Genomic DNA, 24,081 nt, shown 5'->3' with positions numbered 1-24,081 from the left:
CACAATATTACAAGTGTTTCCTTTTTATAAATTTCAAGGCGATATACTTCATGAGAATTTTTCAAAGTACTTGAAAATACGTAAAATTCATGGTATAAATTATACGAAATAATTGCTGCTTAGTATCTGTTGCTCAACAATATCTAAATGGGAGGTGCCTACCATGACCGCCGTGATCTATGTCCGCTATTCCAGCGACAACTAGCGCGAAGAATCTATCGAAGGCCAGATTCGTGAATGCACTGCCTATGCGGAAAAGAATGGCATCATCATCGTCAAGCACTACATTGACCGTGCTATCTCTGCCAAGACGGACAATCGACCCGAGTTCCAGCAGATGATTAAAGACAGCGACAAGAAGCTGTTTGACATTGTGCAGGTCTGGAAGTTGGATCGTTTTGCCCGAAACCGCTACGACAGTGCCCGGTACAAGACCCAGCTGAAGAAGAACGGTGTCGAGTTTATGTCGGCCACCGAGATCATCTCCGAGGGGCCGGAGGGCATCATTCTGGAGTCAGTGCTGGAAGGTTATGTCGAGTATTATTCCGCTGACCTGTCTGAAAAGGTCATTCGCGGCATGACGGAAAACGCCCTGAAAGGCAAATTTTCTGGCGGTGCTATCCCTTTCGGCTACACCATCAACGCAGACCGCCGCTTTGAAATCGACCCGTTGACTGCTTCCTTTGTGGCAGAAACTTTCCAGCGGTACAACGATGGTCAGACCATGCGGGAAATTCGGGATTGGCTGAACGAAAAGGGCGTCAAGAACCAGCGTGGCGGGCTGATGACCTTCAACACCATTCAGCATATGCTGAACAATCGCCGCTACATCGGGGAGCTGAAATATCGTGATGTTTTGATTCCCGATGCGATTCCCTCCATTGTGCCCGCAGAGCTTTTCAACGATGTACAGGAAAAGATGTTGAAAAACAAGAAAGCCCCTGCCCGTAGAAAGGCAGAGGATGACTACCTGCTCACCACCAATCTGTTCTGCGGCTACTGTGGGGCATTGATGTTTGGCGAAAGCGACGGAAGTTGCATCCGAGGAAAATGGTTCGGATTTTTTGTTTTCTTTGGAAACGAGAACAATGGATCTTCCCTGACGGCTGTGTGTTCAAAACCTTATCAGAAAAAACGTGTAACGAAAGTCACAACTGTAAAGGTGCCGTAAGGCAGAAAGAACACAAGCATGAAGTACGATGAAAGAACCTGCAAGTTCAACATGGACACCGGCTGCGTGGAACTGCTGCTCCGGGATGGGAGAAAAATCTCTATCGACTGCACTGGGGTCGAGGATGAATTGGATGTGACCATGGCGCAGAGGTCGGAGTTGGATTATCTCATCTACAATGACCCGCTGGGCTATGCGGATTTGATCCTGAACGGAGACCCGGAGGAATATTTGAGGAATGTGACTGGGAGCCACGGATTAGAAGATTGATTTTTCCATAAAACCGCCATTGACAAAAACTGCCGCTCACCTGCGTAACGGAACGCAGGTGGGCGGCGTTTTGCGCTATCGGCTCTGAGACTGCCGGAAATTACAGCTTATGAAAGACTTTCAATGATCTCCGCACTCTTTTCAATGCCGATGACCCCGCTGTCCAGTGCGATATGATAGTTGGCGGCATCGCCCCACTTCATATCGGTATAGAAGCGGTAGTAGGCGGCGCGGCGCTTGTCCTTCTCCTTCAGCCGGGCTTCGGGAGATTTCTCCCGCTCCCCATAGACCCGCACGATGCGGTCGGCCCGGAACTTCATATCCGCGTGGACAAAGACCTTCAGGCAGTCGGTGCGGTCCTGCAGGATAAAATCGGCACAGCGTCCCACAATGACGCAGGGCTCTTTTTCTGCCAGTTCCCGGATGATCCGGTATTGCAGCTTCCAAAGCAGGTCCTCGTTGGTGGGGCCGAAGCTGCGGTTGGTGAAAGCAGAGGCGAGGAAGCCGCCGGGGGTGTACTCTCCGGCCTCCTTGACGTAGTTTTCGTCAAAGCCGCTTTCGGCAGCCAGTTTCTGGATCAGTTTGGCGTCGTAGCACTGGATGCCCAGATGCTCTGCTACCAGTTTGCCGATGGTTCTGCCGCCGCTGCCAAACTCGCGGCTGATGGTAATGATGCGCTTTTCCATTAGAGTTCTCCTTTCTGGTTCAGTTCACGGTAGGTTTTGCAGATCAGATAGCCTGCAATTAGGAAGGTAAGGATATCCGACATGGGCATGGAATACAGCACGCCGTCCAGCCCGAAGAACCGGGGCAGCAACAGGGCAAAGCCCACGCCGAACACCACCTCACGGACCATGGACAGGGCGGTGGATTCTGCCGCCTTGCCCATGGCCTGCAAAAAGATGAAGCAGGCCTTGTTGACACAGGCCAGAACGATCATGCACAGGTAGATGCGGAAGGACTTCACGGCAAAATCGGTGTAGTAAACGCTCTCGTTGGCGGCACCAAACAGGGCAATCAGCTGCCGCGGGAAGCCCTCCACCAGCACCAGCGCGACAACGCCCACGGCCGCTTCTGCCAGCAGCAGTTTCGTGAACAGCTCCTTCACACGGGTGGGCTTTTTGGCGCCCATGTTGAAGCCCACCACGGGGATGCAGCCAGCCGCCATGCCCACCACGATGGAGATGACGATCTGGAAGAACTTCATCACGATGCCAACAACTGCCATGGGGATCTGTGCATACTGCTCCTGCCCGAACACGGCATCCAGTGCGCCGTATTTGCGGATCATGTTGTTGATGGCTGCCATTGCCGCCACAAGGCTGATCTGGGACAGAAAGCTGGTGATGCCAAGGGTCAGGGTGCGGCCGCAGATGGAGCCTTTCAGCCGGTAGTCACCCTTTTCAGGGCGAATGATCTTCATGTGCAGCAGATACCACACTGCCAGCGCTGCCGTGACCAGCTGACCGATGACGGTAGCCACCGCTGCGCCCATCATGCCCCAGCGGAAGCCGAAAATGAAGATGGGATCCAGAATGATGTTCAGCACCGCACCCGCAAGGGTGGAGATCATGGCAAACCGGGGGCTGCCATCCGCGCGGATGATGGGGTTCATGGCCTGCCCGAACATATAAAAGGGCACGCCCAGCGTGATATAGAAGAAATATTCCTGCGAGTGGTGATAGGTTTCGGCGTTCACCGTTCCGCCGAACATGGCAAGAATGTTGTCCGCAAAAATCAGATAGAGCACGGCCAGCACGATGCTGCTGACCAGACACATGACCACTGCATTGCCGACGCTCCGCTTTGCCTTGGGAACTTCGTTCTGGCCAAGGCTGATGCTGACAAAGGCGCAGCAGCCGTCACCGATCATCACCGCAATGGCCAGCGCCACCACCGTAAGCGGGAACACGACGGTGTTGGCGGCGTTGCCGTAGGAGCCCAGATAGCTGGCGTTGGCAATAAAGATCTGGTCCACGATGTTGTACAGCGCACCCACCAGCAGCGAAATAATGCACGGGATCGCATACTTTTGCATCAGCTTGCCGATGCGCTCCGTGCCAAGAAACTGATTGGAACTTTCCATGGGATTCACCTTTACCTTTCCATTTTGGGGCAAACATTGCAGTTTGCGCTTTCAATGCCCGGACAACATCCGCAAACTGCATATCGCAAATATGCAGTTTTGTAAGTCATTTCTGCAAAAAATTGCGATAAAAAAACGGGCAGCCCTCATGCAACCGGTTTTACGCATGAGTGCTACTCGTTGTACGAAATTATTATAGCCCGTCCGCCGGGAATTTGCAAAGGCAGTTTTGCACAAGATTTGTACTAGGCATTCTGCGCAGATTGCACGAGGCAAACTTTGTGGAAGATGTCCTTTGAAGCTCACCGCCCAGCCGTGGTACAATATAATAGAGAGCAAAAGTACGCTGGAAAGTCTGTTTTTGCAGCCTTTTCATACAAGGGAAAGAGGCAATACCATGTCACGGTTTCAAGCGGGGGCGCTGGTGGTTTACGGAAATCTGGGAGTGCACGAGGTGGAAGGGGTCGGGCTGCGGCAGTTTGGCGATGAGTCCGCCAGAGAGTATTACACCCTCCGGCCTTATTTTTCGGATTCCCACGACCGCAGCTATATCCCCACGGAAAAGGAAGCGGCGCTGCGCCCGGTGACCCCGGCACAGCAGGCGGAAGCCGACCTTGCACGCATCAAAGCGGAGAAGCTGCCTATCCCGGCGGGGGTACAGACAGCGCTGGCAGAACACTATCAGGCACTGCTGCACACCAATGATTTTTACCAGTACCTGACCCTGTTCAAGGAGCTGGGGCAAAAGCAGACCCAGCAGCAAAGCCGCGGCCGAAAGATCAACGCCATGGATACCTACTTCTACCAGATGGTAGAACGTGTCCTGCGGGAGGAGCTGGCGGTGGCGTTTGGGGAATCGCAGCAGGAAGCCGGCAGGCGTCTGCTGGAGGTTTTGCGCTAAAGCCGCATGGTGATTTTTACCAATAAATGCAAGGGTGCTTTTTGTGAAGAATCGCCTTTGCATTTGTTTTTTGCGTTTTTTATAATAAAAACAGGACGCTGCAATGCTGTAATTTGCAGCGATAAGACTTCTTTTGCGTCCGGCGCGTTTACCACTGATTGAAATGCACCCGGTCGGCCTCGTAGCGGCTTGCACGCGGGGCGGTAATGTCCGCTTCCGGGTAGCCGAGGGCGATGATGGAGTGGGGCACGATGGTCTCCGGCAGAGCGAAGAGCTTCTTCTGGGCCTCCACCCGGTCCATCTGCGGCCAGGTGCCCAGCCAGACGGCACCAAGCCCCAGCTCCTGTGCGGCAAGGCAGATATTCTGGGCGGCAATGGCACCATCAATGACCCAGTAATCCTTTGCGAAGCGGAATGCCCGGTCCAGGTCGCCGCAGACCAGGATACCGGCGGCGGCTTTCCGCAGCGGCTCGGCCGGGCGGCCGTTGGCGTCTGCCATCTGTGCCAGCTTTTCCGGGTCGGTCACCACCACGAAAGACCAATCCTGTGCGTTGACGCAGCTGGGCCCGCTCATGGCGGCTTCCAGCAGCTGGTGCAGCTTTTCATTTTCGATGGGCTGATCCGTAAATTCCCGGCAGCTGCGCCGGGTGAGAATGGCATCCAGAGTGTTCATCAATCAGTGCCTCCTGTGTAGGTTTGGGCTTAGTATAGCACAGCGGTTTGAAAATTTCATGTGCGATTTCGCTTGCAATTCCGGAAAGAACTCGGCAGGATCCATTCCGAACCAAATCCAAAAAAGGGGCTGTTTCGCAACAGCCCCATGATGTTCCATTGCCAAAATGCATCCGGATCAATCCAGAACAAAAGGGCCCGCCCTCTCATCGAATGATGAAACAGGCGGGCCCTTTCAAAATCAGGTGTTCTGGTTTGTTACACGCTTCCAGCTGCGGACGGCTTTCCAGCGGGTGACGGATTTTTCAGGCTTGAACCGGTCAGCGCTCTTGGGGGTCATCAGGCCCGTTTCCACGGCCCACTGGGCGGCCTGCGCGGTGTCGGGGTCGGTGATGTCCGTAAAGGCGGGCTGTGCGGCAGGGGCGGGGCGGCCGGCCGTGTTCCACAGCAGGAGGGCAAGCTCGGCGCGGGTCTTGGGCATGACGAAATCCGCCGGGAGCCAGTGCTCCTGATAGAGGCTCATGCCCAGGTCGTAGGCCTGCCAGGCTACCAGAGCGGTGGCGGCAGTGCCCAGTGTGACGCCTGCGATGACCGAGACGGTATCGGAACCCTCTTCCTCCTGCATCCGGGGGGTGGCCTCGATGCTCAGAGGCTCGGCGGGCATGGTAAAGGCGAACTCTTCCAGTGTCCGGCCGGTTTCAAATTTCTCCGCGTCATCGGCGTTCAGCGCGCCGTTCAGGATGGTCCAGCGGTCAAACACCATGCCGGAGGGCATCCGGTCGGGGTCGGCCACCAGCCGGACGGAGGCGTCCTTTTCCAGCTGGAGAGTGGTATCGCCTGCGGGGGCAGTGACGTCCACCCCGTCCACATACACGAACGCGCCGGAGACGTTCAGCGCATAGGTATCCGGAAGGACAGGCGCGTTCTTTTCCCACTTGGCGTAAACTTTGGTATCGCCCGTGATGGGCTTGGTAAAGTCAAACTTTGTGTCGTAAGTGTCATCCGTATACCAGCCGATGAATGTATAACCATCTGCCGTCAGCTCTCCGGGGTAAGTGGCGGTTCCGTTATACGGAACATTCTGGCTGGTGGGTGCGTCGCTGTGCTCGGTGACAAAGCTTACTTCGTAATCCTTGGCTGTCCACTTGGCGTAAACCGGGGTGTTGCTCTTGATGGGCTGGGTAAAGTCAAACTCTATGGTACGGTTCTCGTCGGCATACCAGCCACCGAATGTATAACCCTCTTCCGACAGCTTTCCGGGGTCGGTGGCGGTTCCGTTATACTTAACATTCTGGCTGGTGGGTGGGTCGCCGTGCTCGGTGAAAAAGCTTACGTAGTAATCGTTGGCTGTCCACTTGGCGTAAATCGTGGTATCGCCCGTGATGGGAGTGCTGAAGTCAAACTCTGTGGTGTGGGCAGCGTCGGCATACCAGCCATCGAATGTATAACCCTCTACAGTGGGAGCGGTGAGCTTGCCGATTTCCGTGACGCTGGCCGGGATGGTCACACTGGTGATGGTGGTGTTATCTTGAAATGCAGCTTCCCCGATTTTTGTGACAGGCCAACTGCTGATTGTGCTGGGGAGGATGACGGTGCTTTCCGTGCCAGTGTACTTTGTAATGGTAACTGTTTTTGGGAAATGGTCAGGAAGATCATTCTCGACGAGAATAAACTGTGCCGTATAATCGTCCGTGACAAGGCTGGGACAAGAGTATCCTAAAACGTCATTGTTCGCGGTAATATGGTTCCATTGCTCCAGCGAGCCGTCATAGGAAACTGTTTTCAGGTCACTGCAACCGCCGAAAACATAAGATTGAATGGTTTTCAAAGAGGCCGGAAGTTCGACTTCGGAGAGGTTTCGGCAGTAGCCAAAAGCGCCCACTTGAATGGTCTCCAAAGATGCTGGAAAGGTGACCTCAGAAAGTGCGGTGCAACCATAAAAAGTAACATTGGAGAGCGTTTGAAGAGCGCTTGGAAGGGCAATTCTCTCTAGGTTTTGGCAGTAACGAAAGGCCGCATTACCGATTGTCTCTACAGAATCTGGTATTTTGATCTCTTTGAATCTTGGATACGCCTGTTCTGTGCCATAGAAAGCGCCGAGCCCAATGCTCTTCAATTGGGAATCCTCTGCAAAGGTGACCGTTGCAAGAAATTTGCAAAAGCGGAAAGCGAAGGGGCCAATGCTGGTTACTGTGGCCGGGATGAATACACTGGAAACATTGAGTGACTCGAACGCATTGTTTCCAATGGCTGTGACTGTATAATCGATATTATCTTTTGTAACGGTGTCCGGAATATCGATGACGCCATCCGGGGTGTGGTTGTCGTAGTTGGCAACCGTGGCGGTGTGATCCGCATTGAGTGTGTACGTCAGGCCCTGGTCGTCTTTGCTATTTTCATCCAAAGAGCGGGAAGAAGTATGATTGGTGCCTGTGTGAGTGCTCCCCTCCGCCAGCGCGGAGACGGGCAGCAGGGTGAAGAACAGGGCCACCGCAAGGAGGGCGCTCAAAAGCCGTAGTCGTGGGGTTCGCATGGTGTAAACCTCTCTTTCCGTGTGCGGGTTCCGTGTGCAGGAAAAATGGAACCGCATCCAATCTTACCTTGATTTTACTGTAAAATGTGTCGGTTTGCAATGAAAAAAACCACGTTGTCATAATATTTGTCGCATTTTAACAAATTGCAAGGGCAAAACTGTACAGAGGATACAAAAACAGCTTCCCCTCTTTGCCAAGGGCTCCCCCTTTGGGAAAGATTTCCCCCGGTCGGGGGAAAATGGCAAAGCCAAAAAGGGGAACAGCTGGCGCGTCAGCGCCTGAGAGGGCGAGCCCGACAGAGGAAAAAGAAAAACACAGCGATACACGGACTCTGACAAACAGAGTTCGCATCGCTGTGAGTTCTAGGTGGAGTTGCTCTTCGTACAACCTCTCAGTCTCGCATTCGCTCGACAGCCGTTCCCCTTTCGGCACTTGCGTGCCACCTCCCCCGGCCGGGGGAGTCTTTCCTAGCAGGGGAGCCCTTGGCAAAGAGAGTTCGTTTGCTATAAGCGTATGACGATTTGCAAAAACTTTCCGGTCTGCCAAAGCCTCCCCTACTAGGGGAGGTGGCAGTGCGTCAGCATTGACGGAGAGGTTGTACAAAAGCAGCGCCTTGATATAAAGCTACCTCTGCTGTGCCGGATAAGCCCGCAGTGCGTCCACGGTGCGCCGGTACGCGGCTTCCACGGCGGGGAACAGCTTGTCGGCACCGTTCAGCGTGCCGCCGCGCGGGGCCATGGAATCGGAATCCTGCTCAAGCGTCATGACGCAAAACTTCTTTCCGGCTCAGATCAAAGACAGGTCAAATTCTCTTGGGGGGGGGGGGTAAGGAGCGCTGCTTCCATACGGACTTTTCACAATAGGATAGATAAGGATATCACGTTAAAAGCGTGATTACAATAAAAAGGTGTCAGAATTTTACAAAGTTAGCCAGTGTTCCCTGATCAGATCCCGGAGAAATGAGTGCAAAAGTGACCCAAAGAGGCCAAAACTCCTCAAAGATACAACAGAGCCTCTGAATACAAACCGGGAATGAAATGAAAAACCGGGAGAACAGGAAAATTGTTGCACGGGCTCGAAAAAACGCGCGGCGGGCTTGTAACAATTTTGATAGAAATTCCGCACCATTGCAGAAAATTTGGACACAAGTTGCACTTTCATGAAAAATTGTGCTGCTTTACAAAAAGATTCTTGGATGCAACAATAGCTACTGTGAAACATTGACAAAATATAGCTCAGAATCTTGGTGAATTGTTCTATTGCGAACGGTTCCTCAGACGGTTATAATACAAACAGAACGCGGGAAATGCATAAAATCATGCAAAAAACCTGCAATGCTGTGATATGCGAATGAAGGAGAACAAAATTATGAAAATGATTTCGCGTCGTGACTTTATCAAGGCTTCTGCTGTTGTTGGCGCTGCTGGCGTCCTGACCGCCTGCGGCGGCTCCTCCAGCTCTACCGCTGCTTCTTCCGTGGCAGCTTCTTCTACCGCTGCTGCTTCCTCTGAGGCTGCTGCTTCCGGTTCTGCCAACATCGGCGTCTGCATCTATCAGTTTGCTGATAACTTCATGACCCTGTACCGCACCGATCTGGAAGAGTACCTGAAAGACATGGGCTACGCCGTGACCATCGTGGATGGCAAGAACGACCAGAACACCCAGACCGAGCAGATCAACACCTTCCTGCAGCAGGGCGTGGACGTGCTGGTCATCAACCCCGTCCAGACCACTTCCGCTCAGACCATCGTGGATACCATCTCTCCGTCCGGCACCCCCATCGTCTTCATCAACCGTGAGCCCGACAAGGCTGTTCTGGACTCCTACGCTGGCAAGTGCTGCTACGTTGGTGCAGACGCTCGCCAGTCCGGTACTTACCAGGGCGAGCTGATCCTGGAGACCGAGACCCAGGGCGATATCAACGGCGACGGCAAGATCACCTACATCATGTGCAAGGGCGACCCCGAGAACATCGACGCTCAGTATCGTACCGAGTACTCCATCAAGGCTCTGACCGATGCAGGCAAGGAAGTGGAGTGCCTGTACGAGTACCTGGATAACTGGGATCAGACCACCGCACAGCAGGACGTGGCAAACGCTCTGGCACAGTACGGCGATAAGATCGAAGTCGTCTTCTGCAACAACGACGCAATGGCTCTGGGCGCTCTGCAGTCCATTGAGCAGGCTGGCCGCACCGTTGGCACCGACATCTATCTGGTCGGCGTTGACGCTCTGAAAGAGGCTGTCCAGAACGTTGTTGACGGCAAGATGACTGGTACCGTCCTGAACGACGACGTCGGCCAGGCTACCGCAGCTGCAAATGCCACCAAGCTGTTCGTGGATGGCAGCGACGTGGATGAGTACTACTGGGTTGACTACGTCAAGGTTACCACTGAGAACGCTGCTCAGTACCTCTAATCGAACAGCTGGGAAATCCCCCACAGTTGCAAGGTGCGCAGTGAACCTGATTGCTTGATTGAAAGCTAAAAAGCGCGTGCGTGCGAGAAAAACTTCTCCACGCGCGCGCCTTGTTTTGAACAGGGTTTGCCAGAAAGCACCATCATTCCATACACAAGGAGGCTCTGCGGAATGTCAGAATACCGTCTGGTAATGAAAGGCGTGGTCAAGACCTTCCCCGGCGTCAAAGCGCTGGACCACGCGCAGTTGGAGCTTCGCCCCGGTAAAGTGATGGCCCTGATGGGCGAGAACGGTGCCGGTAAGTCCACTTTGATGAAATGCATGTTCGGCATTTACAAGATGGACGAGGGCGAGATCGAATACGAAGGGGAAAAAGCCAACATCCCCAACCCTCTGGAAGCACTGAACCGCGGCATCGCGATGGTGCACCAGGAGCTGCAGCCCATTCCGGCCCGTACCGTGGCCGAGAATATCTGGCTGGGCCGCTACCCCACCAAAAAGGCAGGCCCCATCACCATTGTGGACCATGCCAAAATGTATAAGGACACCGATGCCCTGCTGAAAAAGCTGAAGCTGGACATCAACTCCCACGCAAAGCTGGGCTCGCTGAGCATTGCACAGATGCAGATGGTGGAAATTGCAAAGGCAGTCTCCGCCAACTGTAAGGTGCTGATCCTGGACGAGCCCACCTCCTCGCTGACGGCCAACGAAGTCGAATCGCTGTTCCGCATCATGCGGGAGCTGAAAGAGCAGGGCGTGGCGCTGGTCTACATCAGCCACAAGATGGACGAGATCAAGGTCATCGCCGACGAAGTCACCATCATGCGCGATGGCCATTACATCGGCAAATGGGACGTGGCCAGCATGACCAAGGAGCAGATCATCGCCAAGATGGTTGGCCGTGAGCTGTCCAACCTGTATCCCCCGCTGGAGAACCACCCCTCTGACGAGGTCATGATGAAAGTGGAAGATTTCACTTCCATCCATCCGCGCTCGTTCCGCCACTGCAGCTTTGAGCTGAAGAAAGGCGAGATCCTGGGCGTGGCAGGTCTGGTGGGTGCCCAGCGTACCGAGCTGATGGAGGGCATCTTCGGCCTGCGTGCCCACACCTCCGGCAGGGTGTGGATCAAGGGCGAAGAGGTCAACATCCGGCAGCCCCGCGACGCCATCCGGAAGAGCGTGGCTCTGCTGACGGAAGACCGCCGTGCAACGGGCATCATGGGCGTGCTGAGCGTGGCCGATAATATCTCCATTGCATCGCTGGACGCTCTGCGCAAGGGCCCCATCATGCTGGACGACAAGAAGATCCTTGACCTGGTGGCTACCAACAAAGAAAAGATGGCCATTAAGGTGCCCAGCCCCAAGACCGCCATCAAGAGCCTTTCCGGCGGCAACCAGCAGAAAGTGCTGATCGCCCGCTGGCTGGCCAACAACCCGGACGTGCTCATCCTGGACGAGCCCACCCGCGGCATCGACGTTGGCGCGAAATATGAAATTTACTGCATCATTGCAGACCTGGCAAAGCAGGGCAAGAGCATCATCATGATCTCCTCCGAAATGAGCGAGATCATCGGCATGTCCAACCGTGTCATGGTCATGTGCGATGGACGCATCACCGGCTTTATCGACGGCAAGGATGCAACGCAGGAAAACATCATGGCTCTGGCCACCCAGTTCGAGACCGCACCGGAAGCGGCAGCGGCCAATCAGTAAACAAGGAGGCTGTCTATTGTGGAAGCTACCAAGAAAGTAAGCGGCAAGTCCGCTAAGAAATGGCTGAGTGAAAACGCCATTATCGTCCTGATGCTCGCGGTGTCCCTCATCGTCGGCATCATCCACCCCAACTTCTTTGCAGTTGCAAACCTGATCAACCTGTTCAAGAACGTGTCCATCCGCTACATCATCGCGCTGGGCATCTCCGGCTGCCTGATCACCACCGGCAACGACCTGTCCGCAGGCCGTCTGGCTGGTTTTGCTGCCTGCCTGGCCTGCATCTTTGCGCAGACCGAGGGCGCGGCCGGTAAGTTCTACCCCAATCTGCCCACCCTGCCCACCCCGGTGGTCTTCATTTTGGTCATCGCCATCTGCGCCATTGTGGGTCTGGCCAACGGCCTGGTCGTCAGCTACCTGAAAGTCCAGCCCTTTATCGCAACCCTGGGTATGCAGCAGGTCGTCTACGGTATCTGCCTGGTCTACACCGGCGGTACCCCCATCGGCTCCCTGAACAAGGACTTCACCTCTCTGGCCTCCAACACCATCGTCGGCGTCCCTGTCCTGATCTGGATCGCCCTGATCGTGGCTGCCTGCTTCTGGTTCCTGTACAACAAGACCCGTCATGGCAAGTACATGTACGCCATCGGCGGCAACGAGGCTGCTGCTGAGGTGGCCGGTGTCAACGTTTACGCCACCAAGATCCGCATCTACATCCTGGCCTCCTGCATGTTCGGCCTGGCAGGCTGCCTGCTGGCTGCAAAGTCCGGCGGCGCGTCCGTCAACACTGCAATGGGCTATGAGCTGGACGCCATCGCGGCTTCCACCATCGGCGGCGTTTCCACCACCGGCGGTGTCGGTACTGTCCCCGGCATCCTGGTCGGCGTGCTGGTCTTCGAGCTGATGAAAGTTGCTCTGCAGTTCATGAACGTCAACTCTTCTTACACCTACATCGTCCAGGGCCTTGTCATCATCGTGGCTGTCGCCATTGATATCCGCAAGTATCTGGCAAAGAAGTAACCCCAAAGAGAGCGCCTATCGGGCCGCCTGCTGGTAAAGTGGGCGGCCCACTTTTTTTGTTCAAAACCCTATGCTATAATAAGAAAAAACAGAACGGAGAACAGACCTATGGAAGAAAAGACCACCCCCACCCGCGAGGAAGAGCTGGCCCGGCGGGAGGCCCTGCTGGCCCAGCGGGAAGCCCAGCTGGAAAAAGAGCAGGCCGCCTTTGAGGCCGCCAAAGCCCAGGGTGAAACCAGAAAAAAGAAACTGCTGGACAACAACGACCCTGACTTCGTCAACCCGAAAGAAGAGCTCTACGATAAGTTCCCCCTGACCGTCCACCAGATGGACCGGATCATCGGGGTGCTGTTTGCCCTCATCCTCCTGTTTCTGGTGCTGGGCTTTACCCACACCAGCTTTTTTGGCCTCTTCGGCGGCTGAATCCTGATTGCGTTTTATGCGATGAACGCGTATCATAGACAATGCGCAAAAGGGGCGTTGACGGCTTCCGGGCGCTGCAATCAGAGGAAAAGGAAAAGTATCAAACCATTATGCTGCAAATTACATTGGATATGTACCAGACCCTCGCCGCCGCGGTGGTGGTACTGGCACTGGGCCGTTTCCTGCGGGGCAGGGTGCGGCTGCTGGAGCGGTTCTGCATCCCGGCTCCGGTCATCGGCGGCGTGCTGTTCGCCATTTTTACCTGCGTATGCTATGGAACGGGCATTGCAGAGTTCGCCTTTGATGATATTCTAAAAGAAGTCTGCATGGTCTTCTTCTTCACGTCGGTGGGCTTTCAGGCCAACCTCAAGGTGCTGCGGAGCGGCGGCACGGAGATGATCGTGTTTCTGGTGCTGGTCATCGGCCTCATCGTGGGGCAGAACTTTGTAGCCATCGGGCTTTCCAAAGTGCTGGGCATCTCGCCGCTGGTGGGCCTGTGCACGGGCTCTATCCCGATGGTAGGCGGTCACGGCACCGCAGGCGCGTTTGGCCCCATGCTGGAGGGCTTTGGGGTGCGGGGAGCGACCACGCTCTGCACCGCGGCGGCCACCTACGGCCTGATCGCGGGCAGCATGATGGGCGGCCCGGTGGGCAAGACCCTCATCGAAAAGCATGACCTGCTCAAGACCGTGGTGCCTGAGGACGACAGCCTGCTGGTGGAGGATGAGATCAAGCATGAGCGCCACGCCAGTATGTACCCCTCGGCCATGTTCCAGATCATCATTGCCATGGGCATCGGCACCATCGTTTCCAAGCTGCTTTCCCTCACGGGCATGACGTTCCCTGTCTACATCGGGGCCATGATCGCGGCGGCCTGCATCCGCAATATCGGCGAGTACAGCGGAGCCTATGTGGTGTATATGGGCGAGATCAACGACATCGGCGGTATCAGCCTTTCGCTCTTCCTGGGCATGGCCATGATCACCCTCAAGCTCTGGCAGCTGGCCGACCTGGCGGGCCCGCTGGTGGTGCTGCTGGCCGGGCAGACGGTGTTCATCCTGCTGTATGTGGTGCTGGTAGTCTTCAACGTCATGGGCCGCGATTACGACGCCGCGGTACTGGTGTCCGGCACCTGCGGTTTCGGTATGGGGGCCACCCCCAACGCCATGGCCAACATGCAGGTGGTCTGCGAGAAGTACGCCCCCTCCATCAAGGCGTACCTTATCATCCCGCTGGTGGGCAGTCTGTTTGCGGATTTTTTGAACAGCCTGGCCATCACCCTGTTCATCAACCTGATCTGAGCAATGCCGAGAGGAGGCGTTCCACGCAATGAAACACGAGCTGCGTCGCCGCTGTGTCCGCTGGCTGGAAAAGCACTGGAAGCAGCATGAGCCGGAGGAGCATCACCTGTATCTTTATGACCGGAACGAGACGGTGGCGGTGCCGGAGTTCCACACCGGCAAGGTCAAGCACTCGCCGGAGCATGAGGAGCAGGGAGAGGTGATCCACTACGATAACGTGGCCATCCCGGAGATCCATCTTCCCCACAAAAAATAAGCAAAACAAAAATGCCATCGTCGCAGGACGATGGCATTTTTCATGCTGCTGGAAAGCTTGTGGGAAACAGCTTACAGCAGGACGTATTTCAGGATGAACAGAACGGTCAGCACATACATCAGGGGGCTGATCTTCTTCTCGCTGGCCTTGCCGGTGATGACGTTGAGCAGGGTCCAGGAGATGACGCCGATGGCAATGCCCTCAGAGATGCTGTAAGCGGTGGGCATGGCCAGGATGGTCAGGAACGCGGGGATGCCCTCGCTGGGGTCAGAGAAGTCGATCTTGAGGGCAGAACCCATCATATAGAAGCCGACGATGACCAGAGCCGGAGCGGTAGCGAAAGAGGGAATGGTGAGGAACAGGGGGCTGAACACCACAGCCAGCAGGAACAGCACGCCGGTGGTCATGCTGGTCAGGCCGGTACGGCCGCCCTCGGTGACGCCGGAAGCGCTCTCCACGAAGGTGGTGGTGGTGGAAGTACCCAGCACGGCACCGGCGCAGGTGGCGATGGAGTCGGCCAGCAGCGCGCCCTTGATGTGGGGCAGTTTGCCGTCCTCATCCAGCATGTCGGCCTTGGAGGCCACGCCGATCAGGGTGCCCAGGGTATCGAACAGGTCCACGAAGAGGAACGAGAACATGACGGCGAAGAAGTTCAGGATGCCCACGCCCTTGAAATCGACCTTGAACACCTGGCCAAAGGTCTTGCCCAGGGCGGAGAAGTCAAAGCTGATGAATGAGGTGGGGATGACGGAGTACATGCCTGCATCCGGGTTGGGGATGTAGATGCCCGTCAGCTCGCAGAGGATGCCCAGCACCCAGGTGATGATAATGCCGTACAGGATGCCGCCCTTGACCTTTTTCACCAGCAGGATGGCCGTGATGACGATGCCGATGAGGGCCAGGATAGCGCCCACGCCCACGCTGTGGAACGTCTCACCCTTGAAGTGCTGGTAGGTGACGAGGGTGGAATCGCTGTTGACGATGAGCTTGGCGTTCTGCAGGCCGACGAATGCCACGAACAGGCCGATGCCGACGCTGACAGCGCTCTTCAACGTCATGGGGATGGCGTTGAAGATGGCCTCACGCACGTTGGTCAGGCTCAGAACGATGAAGATGATGCCCTCCACAAAGACGGCCATCAGGGCCAGCTGCCAGCTGTAGCCCATGGTCAGGACAACGGTGTAGGAGAAGTAGGCGTTCAGGCCCATGCCGGGGGCCAGCGCGAACGGGTAGTTGGCCAGCAGAGCCATCAGGGCCGTACCGACGAACGATGCCAGCGAGGTGGCGATCAGGACGGCGTTGGCGTCCATGCCGGAAGCGGACAGGATGCTGGGGTTGACCGCAAGGATGTAGGCCATCGTCATAAAGGTGGTGACACCTGCCATGAGCTCGGTCTTTACATCGGTGTGGTTCTCTTTCAGGTGAAAGATGTTTTCAAGCATGAAAAATTCCTCCTGTGTTTTTTGTTCCCCATTGCCCGCGCGGCAATGGGAAAAGAACAAAGCCTATTGTAGCACGGGCGCAAACAGGTTGTCTATGGACATTGTTAACGAAAAATACACAATTTTGCGGAAACCCACAAAAGAGTACGACTTATTTTGAAGAAAGTGCACAAAATAACAAAGCAAGGGCTTCTTCTCGGCCTGGCAGAGAAGAAGCCCTTGCGATTTTATTCGTTTTCCATCGTGCCGCTGCGCAAAAAGCGGAGCATGGGCGGCACTTCGTAGGCCAGCATGAGGAACCAGCCAAAGGCGTAGCTCCAGGGCAGGGCCTCGATCTCCATGTGGAAATACAGCACCAGCAGCGCGGCGGAGGGCACACGGGCTGCCATGCTCAGCATACTGCTGCGCAGGGTGATCTTCAGATCGCCGATGCCCCGGAAGAAGCCCTGGATGCCGTTGGTCAGCGCGGGCAGGAAGTACATCAGAGAGATGAGCCGCAGGAAACGCGCGCCCAGCTCAATGACCTCCGGCTCCTCGGCAAACATCCGCATGATGCCCTCGGCCCCGAAGAAGCAGACCACCGTGAGCCCGGCCGCATACACCAGCTCAATGCGGATGCCGCAGCGGAACCCCTCTTTCACCCGGTCCTTTTTGCCGGCACCCCGGTTCTGGGCCATGAGGGTGGTCATGGCGTGGGCAATGTTCTGCTGCGGGGTGTAGGCGAAGTCGTCAATGCGGCTGGCGGCGGCAAAGGCGGCCATGGTGTTGACGCCCATGGTGTTCACGATGCCCTGCACCGCGATCTTGCCCATCTGCACAGTGGCCTGCTGCATGGCGCTGGCCCAGCCGTAGCTGACGATCTTCTTGAGCAGCTTGCCGTCAAACACCAGCCACCGCCGCCCCAGGCAGAGGATGGGCACTTTGTATTTGATGTAAATAGCGCAGAGCAGGCAGCACATTGCCTCGCTCAGCACCGTGGAGAGGGCGCAGCCCTCCGAGCCCCAGGACAGTACTTTGACAAAGAACAGGTCACCGCCGATGTTCAGCACCGAGCTGACCATCAGGAAATACAGGGCGCTCTTGCTGTCGCCCAGTGCCCGCATGACGGCGGCCAGGAAATTATAAAAGAATGTAAAGATCAGGCCGGAAAATACAATGCGGAGATACCGCACGGCCATGGGCAGGATGTCTGCCGGCACCTGCAATAGCCGGAGCAGGGGTGTGGCCAGCAGGACGCAGAGCAGGGAGAATGCCACGGAGAACGCCGTGCCCGCAATGGCGGCCGTGGAGACCTGCCGCTCCACCAGCTTGTGGTCGCCCGCGCCAAACGCGGTGCTGACCAGAATGCCCGCACCCAGGCACATGCCGTTGATGAAGAGGATGGCCAGCGTCATCAGCGGGTTGGAGGTGCCGACGGCGGCCAGGGCTTCCTCGCCCACAAATTTGCCCACGATGATGCTGTCGGCGGCGTTGTATGTCAGCTGGAACAAATTGCCCAGCACGAGGGGAATGGTGAATTTGACCAGCAGCGGGGTGATCGCGCCGGTCGTCATGTCTTTTGTCATGGGGTGTTTTCCTCTTTTTCCTTTCTCATATCATAAACTCTGCCGTCCGCTGAACACTGCCAGCGCCGAGCGGCTGGTGCCGTTGGCGAGGAGCTGGGCGGCGGCGTGCAGGGCGGCCCCTGCACTGATGGAAGCCGGGATGGCGTCGGTGCGGAGGACCCGCTGGGCCGCCCGGGCGGCATCGGCCGTGGTCACGGCGGCCACATTGTCCACCACGTAGGCATTGTAGTTCTCGGGCACCAGCCCAAAGCCGATCTCCGGGATGCCGTGATTGCCCGTCAGCCCGCCGCTGAGGGCCTGGGATTCATAAGGCTCCACGGCCACGATCCGCACATCGTTGGTCCAGGCCTTGATGGTCTCGCCCACGCCCGTGATGGTGCCTGCACTGCCCACCCCGATGGTGACGGTGTCCACGATGCTGGCACCCTCCCGCGCAATGGATTTGACGATGGCAGGGCCTGTCACCCGGCGGTGGAACGTCGGATTGTCGTCGTTGGCCAGCCAGTTCATATCGTACCAGCCTTTTTCGGCGGCGGTCTGCCTGGCCAGCGCCCGGGCGGCAGAAAGCCCGCCCCGGGCCGGGACATGGAGGATTTTGGCTCCCAGCCGCAGCAGCTGCTCCTGCCGCAGGGCCGGGGCGTCCTCCGGCATGGTCAGCACCACAGGGTGGCCCGCCGTCTGCCCGGCCAGCGTCAGTGCCAGCGCAAAGGCTCCGGAAGAAGCCTCGATGACAGGCTGGCCGGGCTTGAGGGCCCCGCGCTCGTCCGCCAGAGCCAGCATCCCCTCGGCCAGGTTGTCCCGTGCCGTACCGGTGGGGCCGTTGTAGTCCAGATAGGCATACAGCCGCCCCCGCAGCCCGCAGGCGGCCAGATAGCCCCGCAGTTCCACAATGGGGCAGGGCAGCAGGGTCTGGTAGAGATTCTGGTAGATGGGCATGATGACAGCTCCTTTCCGGTAAACAGCAGGGCCCGCTGCGTTTCGACAAATCATGCTATGCGTTCTGCTCAGAGTGGCCCGGTCTGCCAAGGGCTCCCCTGATAGGGGAGCTGGCGAGCGTAAGCGAGACTGAGAGGTTCACATACAATTTAATCGTAACGCAAAGCGGGTGGGGCGTCAAGCCGCGTTTTGGCAAAAACGGCGAATTTTTGCCGAAAAATTTGGCGAACTGCCCCATAAACCCCTTGACAGGCTTTGCTGGTTCTGGTATACTCCGTATGTAAAGCAAAAAACCTTTACAAACATCGGAGGTCAGAGCGGTGGCAAAGGATTTTGAAATGGGCTATCTGCTTGATTTTTACGGCGAGGTGCTCACGCCCAAACAGCGCGAGATGCTGCGCCAGTATTACAATGATGACCTCTCCCTCAGCGAGATCGGAGAAAACTTCGGCATCACCCGGCAGGGGGCGCGGGACGCCATCAAGCATGGCGAGACCACGCTCAAGGAGCTGGAAGCAAAAGTCGGCTTCGCGGCCCGGTACCGCCGGGTGCAGGAGACCCTGGAACAGCTGGAACAGCTGGTTATTGATGCACGGTTTGAGTGCACGGGCCCTTATGCAAAGCTCACCACCACGGAGTATGTGGAGACCCTGAACAAGATGCTGGGCCTCATCCGCTCCATTGACGAAGTAAACGAGAGCTGAACGGGAACAAAACTTTGAGAGGAGCACCGAACAATGGCATTTGAATCTTTGACGGACCGCCTTGCCGGTGTGTTCAAAAAGCTGCGCGGCCACGGCAAACTGACCGAGGCCGATATCAAGGCAGCCATGCGCGAGGTCCGGATGGCCCTGCTGGAAGCCGATGTCAACTACAAGGTTGCCAAAGACTTCTGCGCCAAGGTCTCGGAGCGCGCCATGGGCCAGGAGGTCATGGAGAGCCTGACCCCCGCCCAGCAGGTGGTCAAGATCGTCAACGAGGAGCTCGTTGCCCTGATGGGCGGCGAGGAGGCCCCCAAGCTCATGATCAAAAATAAGGGCCAGACCATCCTCATGCTCTGCGGCCTGCAGGGCAACGGTAAAACCACCCATGCTGCAAAGCTGGCAAAATACTTCATCAAGCAGGGCCGCCGCCCCATGCTGGTGGCCTGCGATATCTACCGCCCCGCCGCGATCGATCAGCTGCAGGTGGTGGGCAAGCAGGCGGGTGCCCCCGTCTTCACCCTGCCGGGTGCCAAGCCCCCGGAGATCGCCAAGAAAGCCCTGGCTCACGCCAAGGACTACGGCAACGACATCCTCATTCTGGATACCGCCGGCCGTCTGCAGATCGACGAAGTCCTGATGCAGGAGCTGGTCCAGATCAAAGAGGCTGTCCCCGTGGACGAGACCCTGCTGGTGGTGGACGCCATGGCCGGTCAGGACGCCGTCAATGTCGCCAAGACGTTCAATGAGACCGTCGGCGTGGATGGGATCATCCTCACCAAGACCGATGGCGATACCCGCGGCGGCGCGGCGCTTTCCGTGCTGGCGGTCACCGGGAAGCCCATCAAGTTCCAGGGCGTCGGCGAGAAGCTGGATGACATCGAGGTCTTCCACCCCTCCCGCATGGCAAGCCGCATCCTTGGCATGGGCGATGTGCTCAGCCTCATTGAGCGGGCACAGGATGCCGCCGATGAAAAGGCCGCCGAAGAGACGGCCAAGCGGATGCTGGAAAACAAGTTCGATATGAACGATATGCTGGCCCAGTTTGCGCAGATCCGCAAGATGGGCGGCGCGGGTGCCATGCTGAGCATGATGCCCGGCATGTCCGGCATCGACGCCAGCCAGATCGACGAGAAAGCGTTTGACCGCATTGAGGCCATGATCTATTCCATGACCAAGGCCGAGCGCGAAGACCCTTCCATCATCAACCCCAAGCGCAAGCGCCGCATTGCCGCGGGCAGCGGCACCCAGGTCTCGGACGTCAACAAGCTGCTCAAGCAGTTTGAGATGATGCAGAAGATGATGAAGCAGTTCAAAAAGAGCCCCAAGGGTTTTGCCCGCCGCCTGGGCGGCCTGATGGGCAACCCGAACGCGTTCAAGGGCTTAAAATAAAATTTCCGCATAGGCCTCCCCTGCCAGGGGAGGTGGCACGGCGAAAGCCGTGACGGAGAGGTTTTTCTTTCCTGTTGGTATAAGACCCAAGCCGGGTTTGTACAGATAAATTAAAACACAAAAACATTTATTGGAGGATATTACCATGGCAGTTAAGATTCGTCTGCGCCGCGTTGGCGCCAAGAAGGCTCCTTTCTATCGCGTTGTTGTTGCTGACAGCCGCTTCCCCCGCGACGGCCGTTTCATCGAGGAGATCGGCACTTATGATCCGAACAAGGAGCCCTCTGAGGTGAAGATCGACGCTGAGAAGGCAAAGCAGTGGATCGCTAACGGCGCACAGCCCACCGATACCGTCCGCGTCCTGCTGAAGAAGTCCAACGTTCTGTAAGTAGGAGGGCTGACTCATGCAGGAGCTGTTGCTGGCAGTTGCCCGCGGTCTCGTGGAGGACAAGGACGCCGTTAAAGTTACGGTGGACGAGCCCCGCGAGGACGGCACCATCGTCTACCACCTGAGCGTGGCAGAGGGAGATATGGGCCGTGTCATCGGCAAGCAGGGCCGGATCGCAAAAGCCATTCGTGTGGTGATGCGCGCGGCTGCTGTGCGGGTCGATGAAAAGGTCCTTGTTGAGATCGACTGAGCACCCTACGGGCCCTTTGCCGCAAGGCAAGGGGCCTTTTTGTTTTAGATGGCTAGCCCTCTCAGGCTGCCTGACGGCATCCAGCTGTTCCCCTTTTTGGCTTTGCCATTTTCCCCCGACCGGGGGAAATCTTTCCCAAAGGGGGAGCCCTTGGCAAAAAGATGAACTTTGCGTGGACTGCCAAGGCCTCTCACTTTGGGAGAGGTGGCATTGCGGAGCAATGACGGAGAGGGCAAGGATACGAATAAATAGGAGTAAACTATGCAGCAATATCTCGAAGCCGGAAAAGTTGTAACGACCCATGGGGTGCGCGGCGAAATGAAACTGGAACTCTGGTGCGATGGCGTCGCGTTCCTCAAAAAGGCGGGCAGGCTCTACCCCTCCCTCAACGGCGGCAAGTGCTATCAGATCAAGTCCATCCGCGCTCAGGGCCAGATGGCTCTGCTCCAGCTGGAGGGCGTGGACGATATGGACGCTGCCCGGGCACTGCGGGGCCAGGTGTTCTACTTTGATCGGAATGACGCCACCCTCCCGGCGGGCCGCTGGTATGTGGCCGATCTCATCGGGTGCGAGGTGCGGGACGCCGATACCGGCAAGGTGTATGGCGTCGTCACCAGCGTGGACCACCCCGGCGCCCAGGATATTTACACCGTCAAGAGCCCCAGCGGCAAGGAATATATGTTCCCCGGGGTGGACGCGTTCCTGAAAGAGCGCAACCCGCCGGAGGGGTACATCCTTGTCACCCCCATCCCGGGCCTGCTGGACGATGATTTTGACAGTGAGCGCAGTGAAGAGGAGGCGGAGTGAGCCATGGGGATGCGTGTGGATATCGTGACCCTCTTCCCGGAGATGTGCCAGCAGGTGCTGGATGCCAGCATCATCGGCCGTGCCGCCAAGCGGGGCTATATTGAGACCCACTGCCACCAGATCCGGGATTACACCCTCAACAAGCAGAAGCAGACCGACGATTATCCCTATGGCGGCGGGTGTGGTATGGTGCTGTACGCCCAGCCCATCGCGGACTGCCTGCGGGCCGTCCAGAAAGAGGTGGCGGAACAGGGACGCCCCGCCCCGCATATCGTGTTCTTGACGGCAGGCGGCCAGCGCTACACCGAGGAACACGCCCGGCGGCTGGCCCAGTATGATAACCTCACCCTGGTCTGCGGCCATTACGAGGGCATTGATGAGCGCGTCATCGACGCCTTTGCGGATGAGGAACTCTCCATCGGCGATTATATCCTCACCGGCGGTGAGCTGGCCAGCCTGGTGGTGGCTGACAGTGTCCTCCGCCTCAAACCCGGCGTGCTGGCGGAACAGAAAGGCTATGAAGAGGAAAGCTACTGGGACGGCCTGCTGGAGTACCCGCAGTATACCCGCCCGGAAGTCTGGGAGGGCCGCGCCGTGCCCCAGGTGCTGCTGGGCGGTGACCATCAGAAGATCGACGCCTGGCGCGGGGAGCAGAGCCGCGCCCGCACCCGCCTGCGCCGCCCGGAGCTCTATGAAGAGTGGTGTGCCACCCACCCCATCACCGAGCTGCCCAAATGGAAGCGGGGCGAGAACATGCGCCTTGTGAAAACCGAGGAGCAGATGGCTGCCGCCGCCCGCCTGATGCTGGAGGGCCGCCGCGCCGTCTGCGCCCAGAACTGGACGCCGGAGTTTTGTGCCCGCCTCACGGAAGAAGAATTTCTCGCCCGGCTGCAGCAGGAAAAGAAAGACGGCTATGCCCATTATCTCCACTGCACCAAGGATGTGCCGGACGGAATGGTCAGCGTCAGTCATAAAGAGGGCCGGATCGAGCATTTATATGTGACGGAAGCTTCCCGCGGCAGGGGCCTTGGCGTCAAGATGCTGGATTTTGCCCGTAAAAAGCTGGAGGAACACCCGCACCCGGTGCTCAGTGTGCTGGACACCAATGCCCGCGCCAAAGCGCTGTATACCCGCATGGGCTGGCGGCTGACCGGGGAAGTGGAAGAGGAATTTGACCCGGCTGCCCTGCCCGGCGTTGTGCACAAGTGCGCCATGGTCACCATGCGGTACGAGGGCTGAAAACTTTGTCACAGGGAGCAGAAAAAGGTCCCAAGTGCTAAAATTGTTGAAAACTTTTGTATTACCCCGCCAACGTTGGGGGAATAATTTTGTTGTCTTTGTATAAAAGGTGAAAAATGCCCCGGAGTTCATTGGGAAAACCGCCAAAAATGCGCCGGGGGGCTGTACAACGGTTTCGTCTTGCGCTAAAATGAGTACAACGCAACAGGCACGAAAGAAAATTGCATCCCCGAGAACGATAATAGATAGGAGCGTTTTACTATGTACGTCAAAGAAGTTACCGTTGAAAATCAGGTTGGTCTGCATGCACGTCCCGCTACTTTCTTCATCCAGAAAGCAAACGAGTTCAAGTCTTCCATCTGGGTCGAGAAAGAGGAGCGCCGCGTGAACGCTAAGAGCCTGCTGGGCGTTCTGTCTCTGGGCATCGTTGGCGGTACTACCATCCGCATCATTGCCGATGGCGCTGACGAGCAGGCCGCGGTGGATGGCCTCATCAAGCTGGTAGAGTCTGGCTTTGCAGAGTAATTCGAGCCTTTGATTTTTGAAGCGGCGGGAGCTTTTCCTGCCGCTTTTTTGCTATCGGGAGAGAACCCGGAAAT

23 protein-coding genes and 1 pseudogene are annotated in these 24,081 nt (G+C 57.0%); 16 read left to right on the top strand and 8 right to left on the bottom strand.

What is annotated here, in order from left to right:
• Positions 1–217: 217 nt before the first annotated feature.
• Positions 218–1,036, top strand: a pseudogene (locus C4N22_RS08485) (recombinase family protein); the annotation flags it as partial.
• A 153-nt stretch (positions 1,037–1,189) separates the two neighbouring features.
• Entirely contained in the window at positions 1,190–1,441 is a 252-nt protein-coding gene (locus C4N22_RS08480) for a DUF6061 family protein (RefSeq protein WP_112148642.1), read from the top strand.
• A 107-nt stretch (positions 1,442–1,548) separates the two neighbouring features.
• On the opposite strand, the gene C4N22_RS08475 is transcribed toward C4N22_RS08480, so the two are convergent.
• Together C4N22_RS08475 and C4N22_RS08470 are read right to left on the bottom strand one after the other, a co-directional pair.
• Positions 1,549–2,127 (bottom strand): AAA family ATPase, encoded by a 579-nt coding sequence (locus tag C4N22_RS08475; RefSeq protein WP_112148641.1) that lies wholly within the window; start codon positions 2,125–2,127, stop codon positions 1,549–1,551.
• Entirely contained in the window at positions 2,127–3,527 is a 1,401-nt protein-coding gene (locus tag C4N22_RS08470) for an MATE family efflux transporter (protein ID WP_112148640.1), read from the bottom strand. The genes C4N22_RS08475 and C4N22_RS08470 overlap by 1 nt, the downstream gene beginning before the upstream one ends.
• Positions 3,528–3,924: 397 nt before the next feature.
• On the opposite strand from C4N22_RS08470, the gene C4N22_RS08465 reads away from it, so the two are divergent.
• A complete protein-coding gene (locus C4N22_RS08465) occupies positions 3,925–4,428 on the top strand; it encodes a CarD family transcriptional regulator (RefSeq protein WP_112148639.1) in 504 nt (167 codons plus the stop codon).
• A gap of 148 nt (positions 4,429–4,576) precedes the next feature.
• On the opposite strand, the gene C4N22_RS08460 is transcribed toward C4N22_RS08465, so the two are convergent.
• From C4N22_RS08460 to C4N22_RS12900, 3 genes are all read right to left on the bottom strand, one after another.
• Positions 4,577–5,101: a nitroreductase family protein gene (locus C4N22_RS08460; RefSeq protein ID WP_022257696.1), complete on the bottom strand. Its 525-nt coding sequence runs from the start codon at positions 5,099–5,101 to the stop codon at positions 4,577–4,579.
• Positions 5,102–5,341: 240 nt separating this feature from the next.
• Entirely contained in the window at positions 5,342–7,633 is a 2,292-nt protein-coding gene (locus C4N22_RS08455; RefSeq protein ID WP_181567192.1) for a leucine-rich repeat protein, read from the bottom strand.
• A 625-nt stretch (positions 7,634–8,258) separates the two neighbouring features.
• Positions 8,259–8,399, bottom strand: coding sequence for a hypothetical protein (locus tag C4N22_RS12900; protein WP_181567191.1), 141 nt, complete (start codon positions 8,397–8,399; stop codon positions 8,259–8,261).
• Positions 8,400–9,002: 603 nt separating this feature from the next.
• On the opposite strand from C4N22_RS12900, the gene C4N22_RS08445 reads away from it, so the two are divergent.
• The 6 genes from C4N22_RS08445 to C4N22_RS08420 all read left to right on the top strand — a co-directional run bounded on the left by C4N22_RS08445 (position 9,003) and on the right by C4N22_RS08420 (position 14,762).
• Complete coding sequence (locus C4N22_RS08445; RefSeq protein ID WP_242980987.1) at positions 9,003–10,052, top strand: substrate-binding domain-containing protein; 1,050 nt, start codon at positions 9,003–9,005, stop codon at positions 10,050–10,052.
• 171 nt (positions 10,053–10,223) lie between these two features.
• Positions 10,224–11,765, top strand: coding sequence for a sugar ABC transporter ATP-binding protein (locus C4N22_RS08440; protein WP_112116079.1), 1,542 nt, complete (start codon positions 10,224–10,226; stop codon positions 11,763–11,765).
• An 18-nt stretch (positions 11,766–11,783) separates the two neighbouring features.
• Complete coding sequence (locus C4N22_RS08435) at positions 11,784–12,782, top strand: ABC transporter permease subunit (protein ID WP_022257442.1); 999 nt, start codon at positions 11,784–11,786, stop codon at positions 12,780–12,782.
• A gap of 108 nt (positions 12,783–12,890) precedes the next feature.
• Entirely contained in the window at positions 12,891–13,205 is a 315-nt protein-coding gene (locus tag C4N22_RS08430; protein ID WP_112148635.1) for a hypothetical protein, read from the top strand.
• A 113-nt stretch (positions 13,206–13,318) separates the two neighbouring features.
• Positions 13,319–14,506 carry a sodium/glutamate symporter gene (gene gltS, locus C4N22_RS08425; protein WP_112148748.1) on the top strand — a complete coding sequence of 396 codons (1,188 nt, stop codon included), beginning with the start codon at positions 13,319–13,321 and terminating at the stop codon, positions 14,504–14,506.
• Between the two features lie 28 nt (positions 14,507–14,534).
• Complete coding sequence (locus C4N22_RS08420) at positions 14,535–14,762, top strand: hypothetical protein (RefSeq protein WP_112148634.1); 228 nt, start codon at positions 14,535–14,537, stop codon at positions 14,760–14,762.
• Positions 14,763–14,833: 71 nt separating this feature from the next.
• Here the strand turns inward: C4N22_RS08420 and C4N22_RS08415 are convergent, their stop codons facing one another.
• The 3 genes from C4N22_RS08415 to C4N22_RS08405 form a co-directional block, all read right to left on the bottom strand.
• Positions 14,834–16,204: an NCS2 family permease gene (locus C4N22_RS08415; RefSeq protein ID WP_112148633.1), complete on the bottom strand. Its 1,371-nt coding sequence runs from the start codon at positions 16,202–16,204 to the stop codon at positions 14,834–14,836.
• A gap of 227 nt (positions 16,205–16,431) precedes the next feature.
• Positions 16,432–17,769 (bottom strand): MATE family efflux transporter, encoded by a 1,338-nt coding sequence (locus C4N22_RS08410; RefSeq protein WP_112148632.1) that lies wholly within the window; start codon positions 17,767–17,769, stop codon positions 16,432–16,434.
• Positions 17,770–17,799: 30 nt separating this feature from the next.
• Positions 17,800–18,705 carry a PLP-dependent cysteine synthase family protein gene (locus tag C4N22_RS08405; protein WP_022257436.1) on the bottom strand — a complete coding sequence of 302 codons (906 nt, stop codon included), beginning with the start codon at positions 18,703–18,705 and terminating at the stop codon, positions 17,800–17,802.
• 320 nt (positions 18,706–19,025) lie between these two features.
• Between C4N22_RS08405 and C4N22_RS08400 the strand changes: the two genes are divergently transcribed.
• The 7 genes from C4N22_RS08400 to C4N22_RS08370 all read left to right on the top strand — a co-directional run bounded on the left by C4N22_RS08400 (position 19,026) and on the right by C4N22_RS08370 (position 24,007).
• The gene (locus C4N22_RS08400; protein WP_112148631.1) at positions 19,026–19,409 is read left to right on the top strand and encodes a sigma factor-like helix-turn-helix DNA-binding protein; all 384 of its coding nucleotides are present in this window, start codon (positions 19,026–19,028) and stop codon (positions 19,407–19,409) included.
• Positions 19,410–19,442: 33 nt separating this feature from the next.
• Entirely contained in the window at positions 19,443–20,798 is a 1,356-nt protein-coding gene (gene ffh, locus C4N22_RS08395; protein WP_112148630.1) for a signal recognition particle protein, read from the top strand.
• A gap of 145 nt (positions 20,799–20,943) precedes the next feature.
• Positions 20,944–21,186, top strand: coding sequence for a 30S ribosomal protein S16 (gene rpsP / locus C4N22_RS08390; protein ID WP_005920373.1), 243 nt, complete (start codon positions 20,944–20,946; stop codon positions 21,184–21,186).
• A gap of 16 nt (positions 21,187–21,202) precedes the next feature.
• Complete coding sequence (locus C4N22_RS08385; RefSeq protein ID WP_005920371.1) at positions 21,203–21,436, top strand: KH domain-containing protein; 234 nt, start codon at positions 21,203–21,205, stop codon at positions 21,434–21,436.
• Positions 21,437–21,697: 261 nt separating this feature from the next.
• Positions 21,698–22,243: a ribosome maturation factor RimM gene (rimM, locus tag C4N22_RS08380; RefSeq protein ID WP_112148629.1), complete on the top strand. Its 546-nt coding sequence runs from the start codon at positions 21,698–21,700 to the stop codon at positions 22,241–22,243.
• A gap of 3 nt (positions 22,244–22,246) precedes the next feature.
• Entirely contained in the window at positions 22,247–23,482 is a 1,236-nt protein-coding gene (gene trmD / locus C4N22_RS08375; protein ID WP_022257431.1) for a tRNA (guanosine(37)-N1)-methyltransferase TrmD, read from the top strand.
• 261 nt (positions 23,483–23,743) lie between these two features.
• Positions 23,744–24,007 carry an HPr family phosphocarrier protein gene (locus tag C4N22_RS08370; RefSeq protein ID WP_005920365.1) on the top strand — a complete coding sequence of 88 codons (264 nt, stop codon included), beginning with the start codon at positions 23,744–23,746 and terminating at the stop codon, positions 24,005–24,007.
• Positions 24,008–24,081 lie beyond the last annotated feature (74 nt).

Origin of the sequence: Faecalibacterium prausnitzii (assembly GCF_003287495.1) — a bacterium.
Lineage (GTDB): Bacteria > Bacillota > Clostridia > Oscillospirales > Ruminococcaceae > Faecalibacterium > Faecalibacterium prausnitzii_I.
The sequence above is the reverse complement of the archived record's forward strand: the minus strand, read 5'-3'. Positions and strand labels throughout refer to the sequence as shown.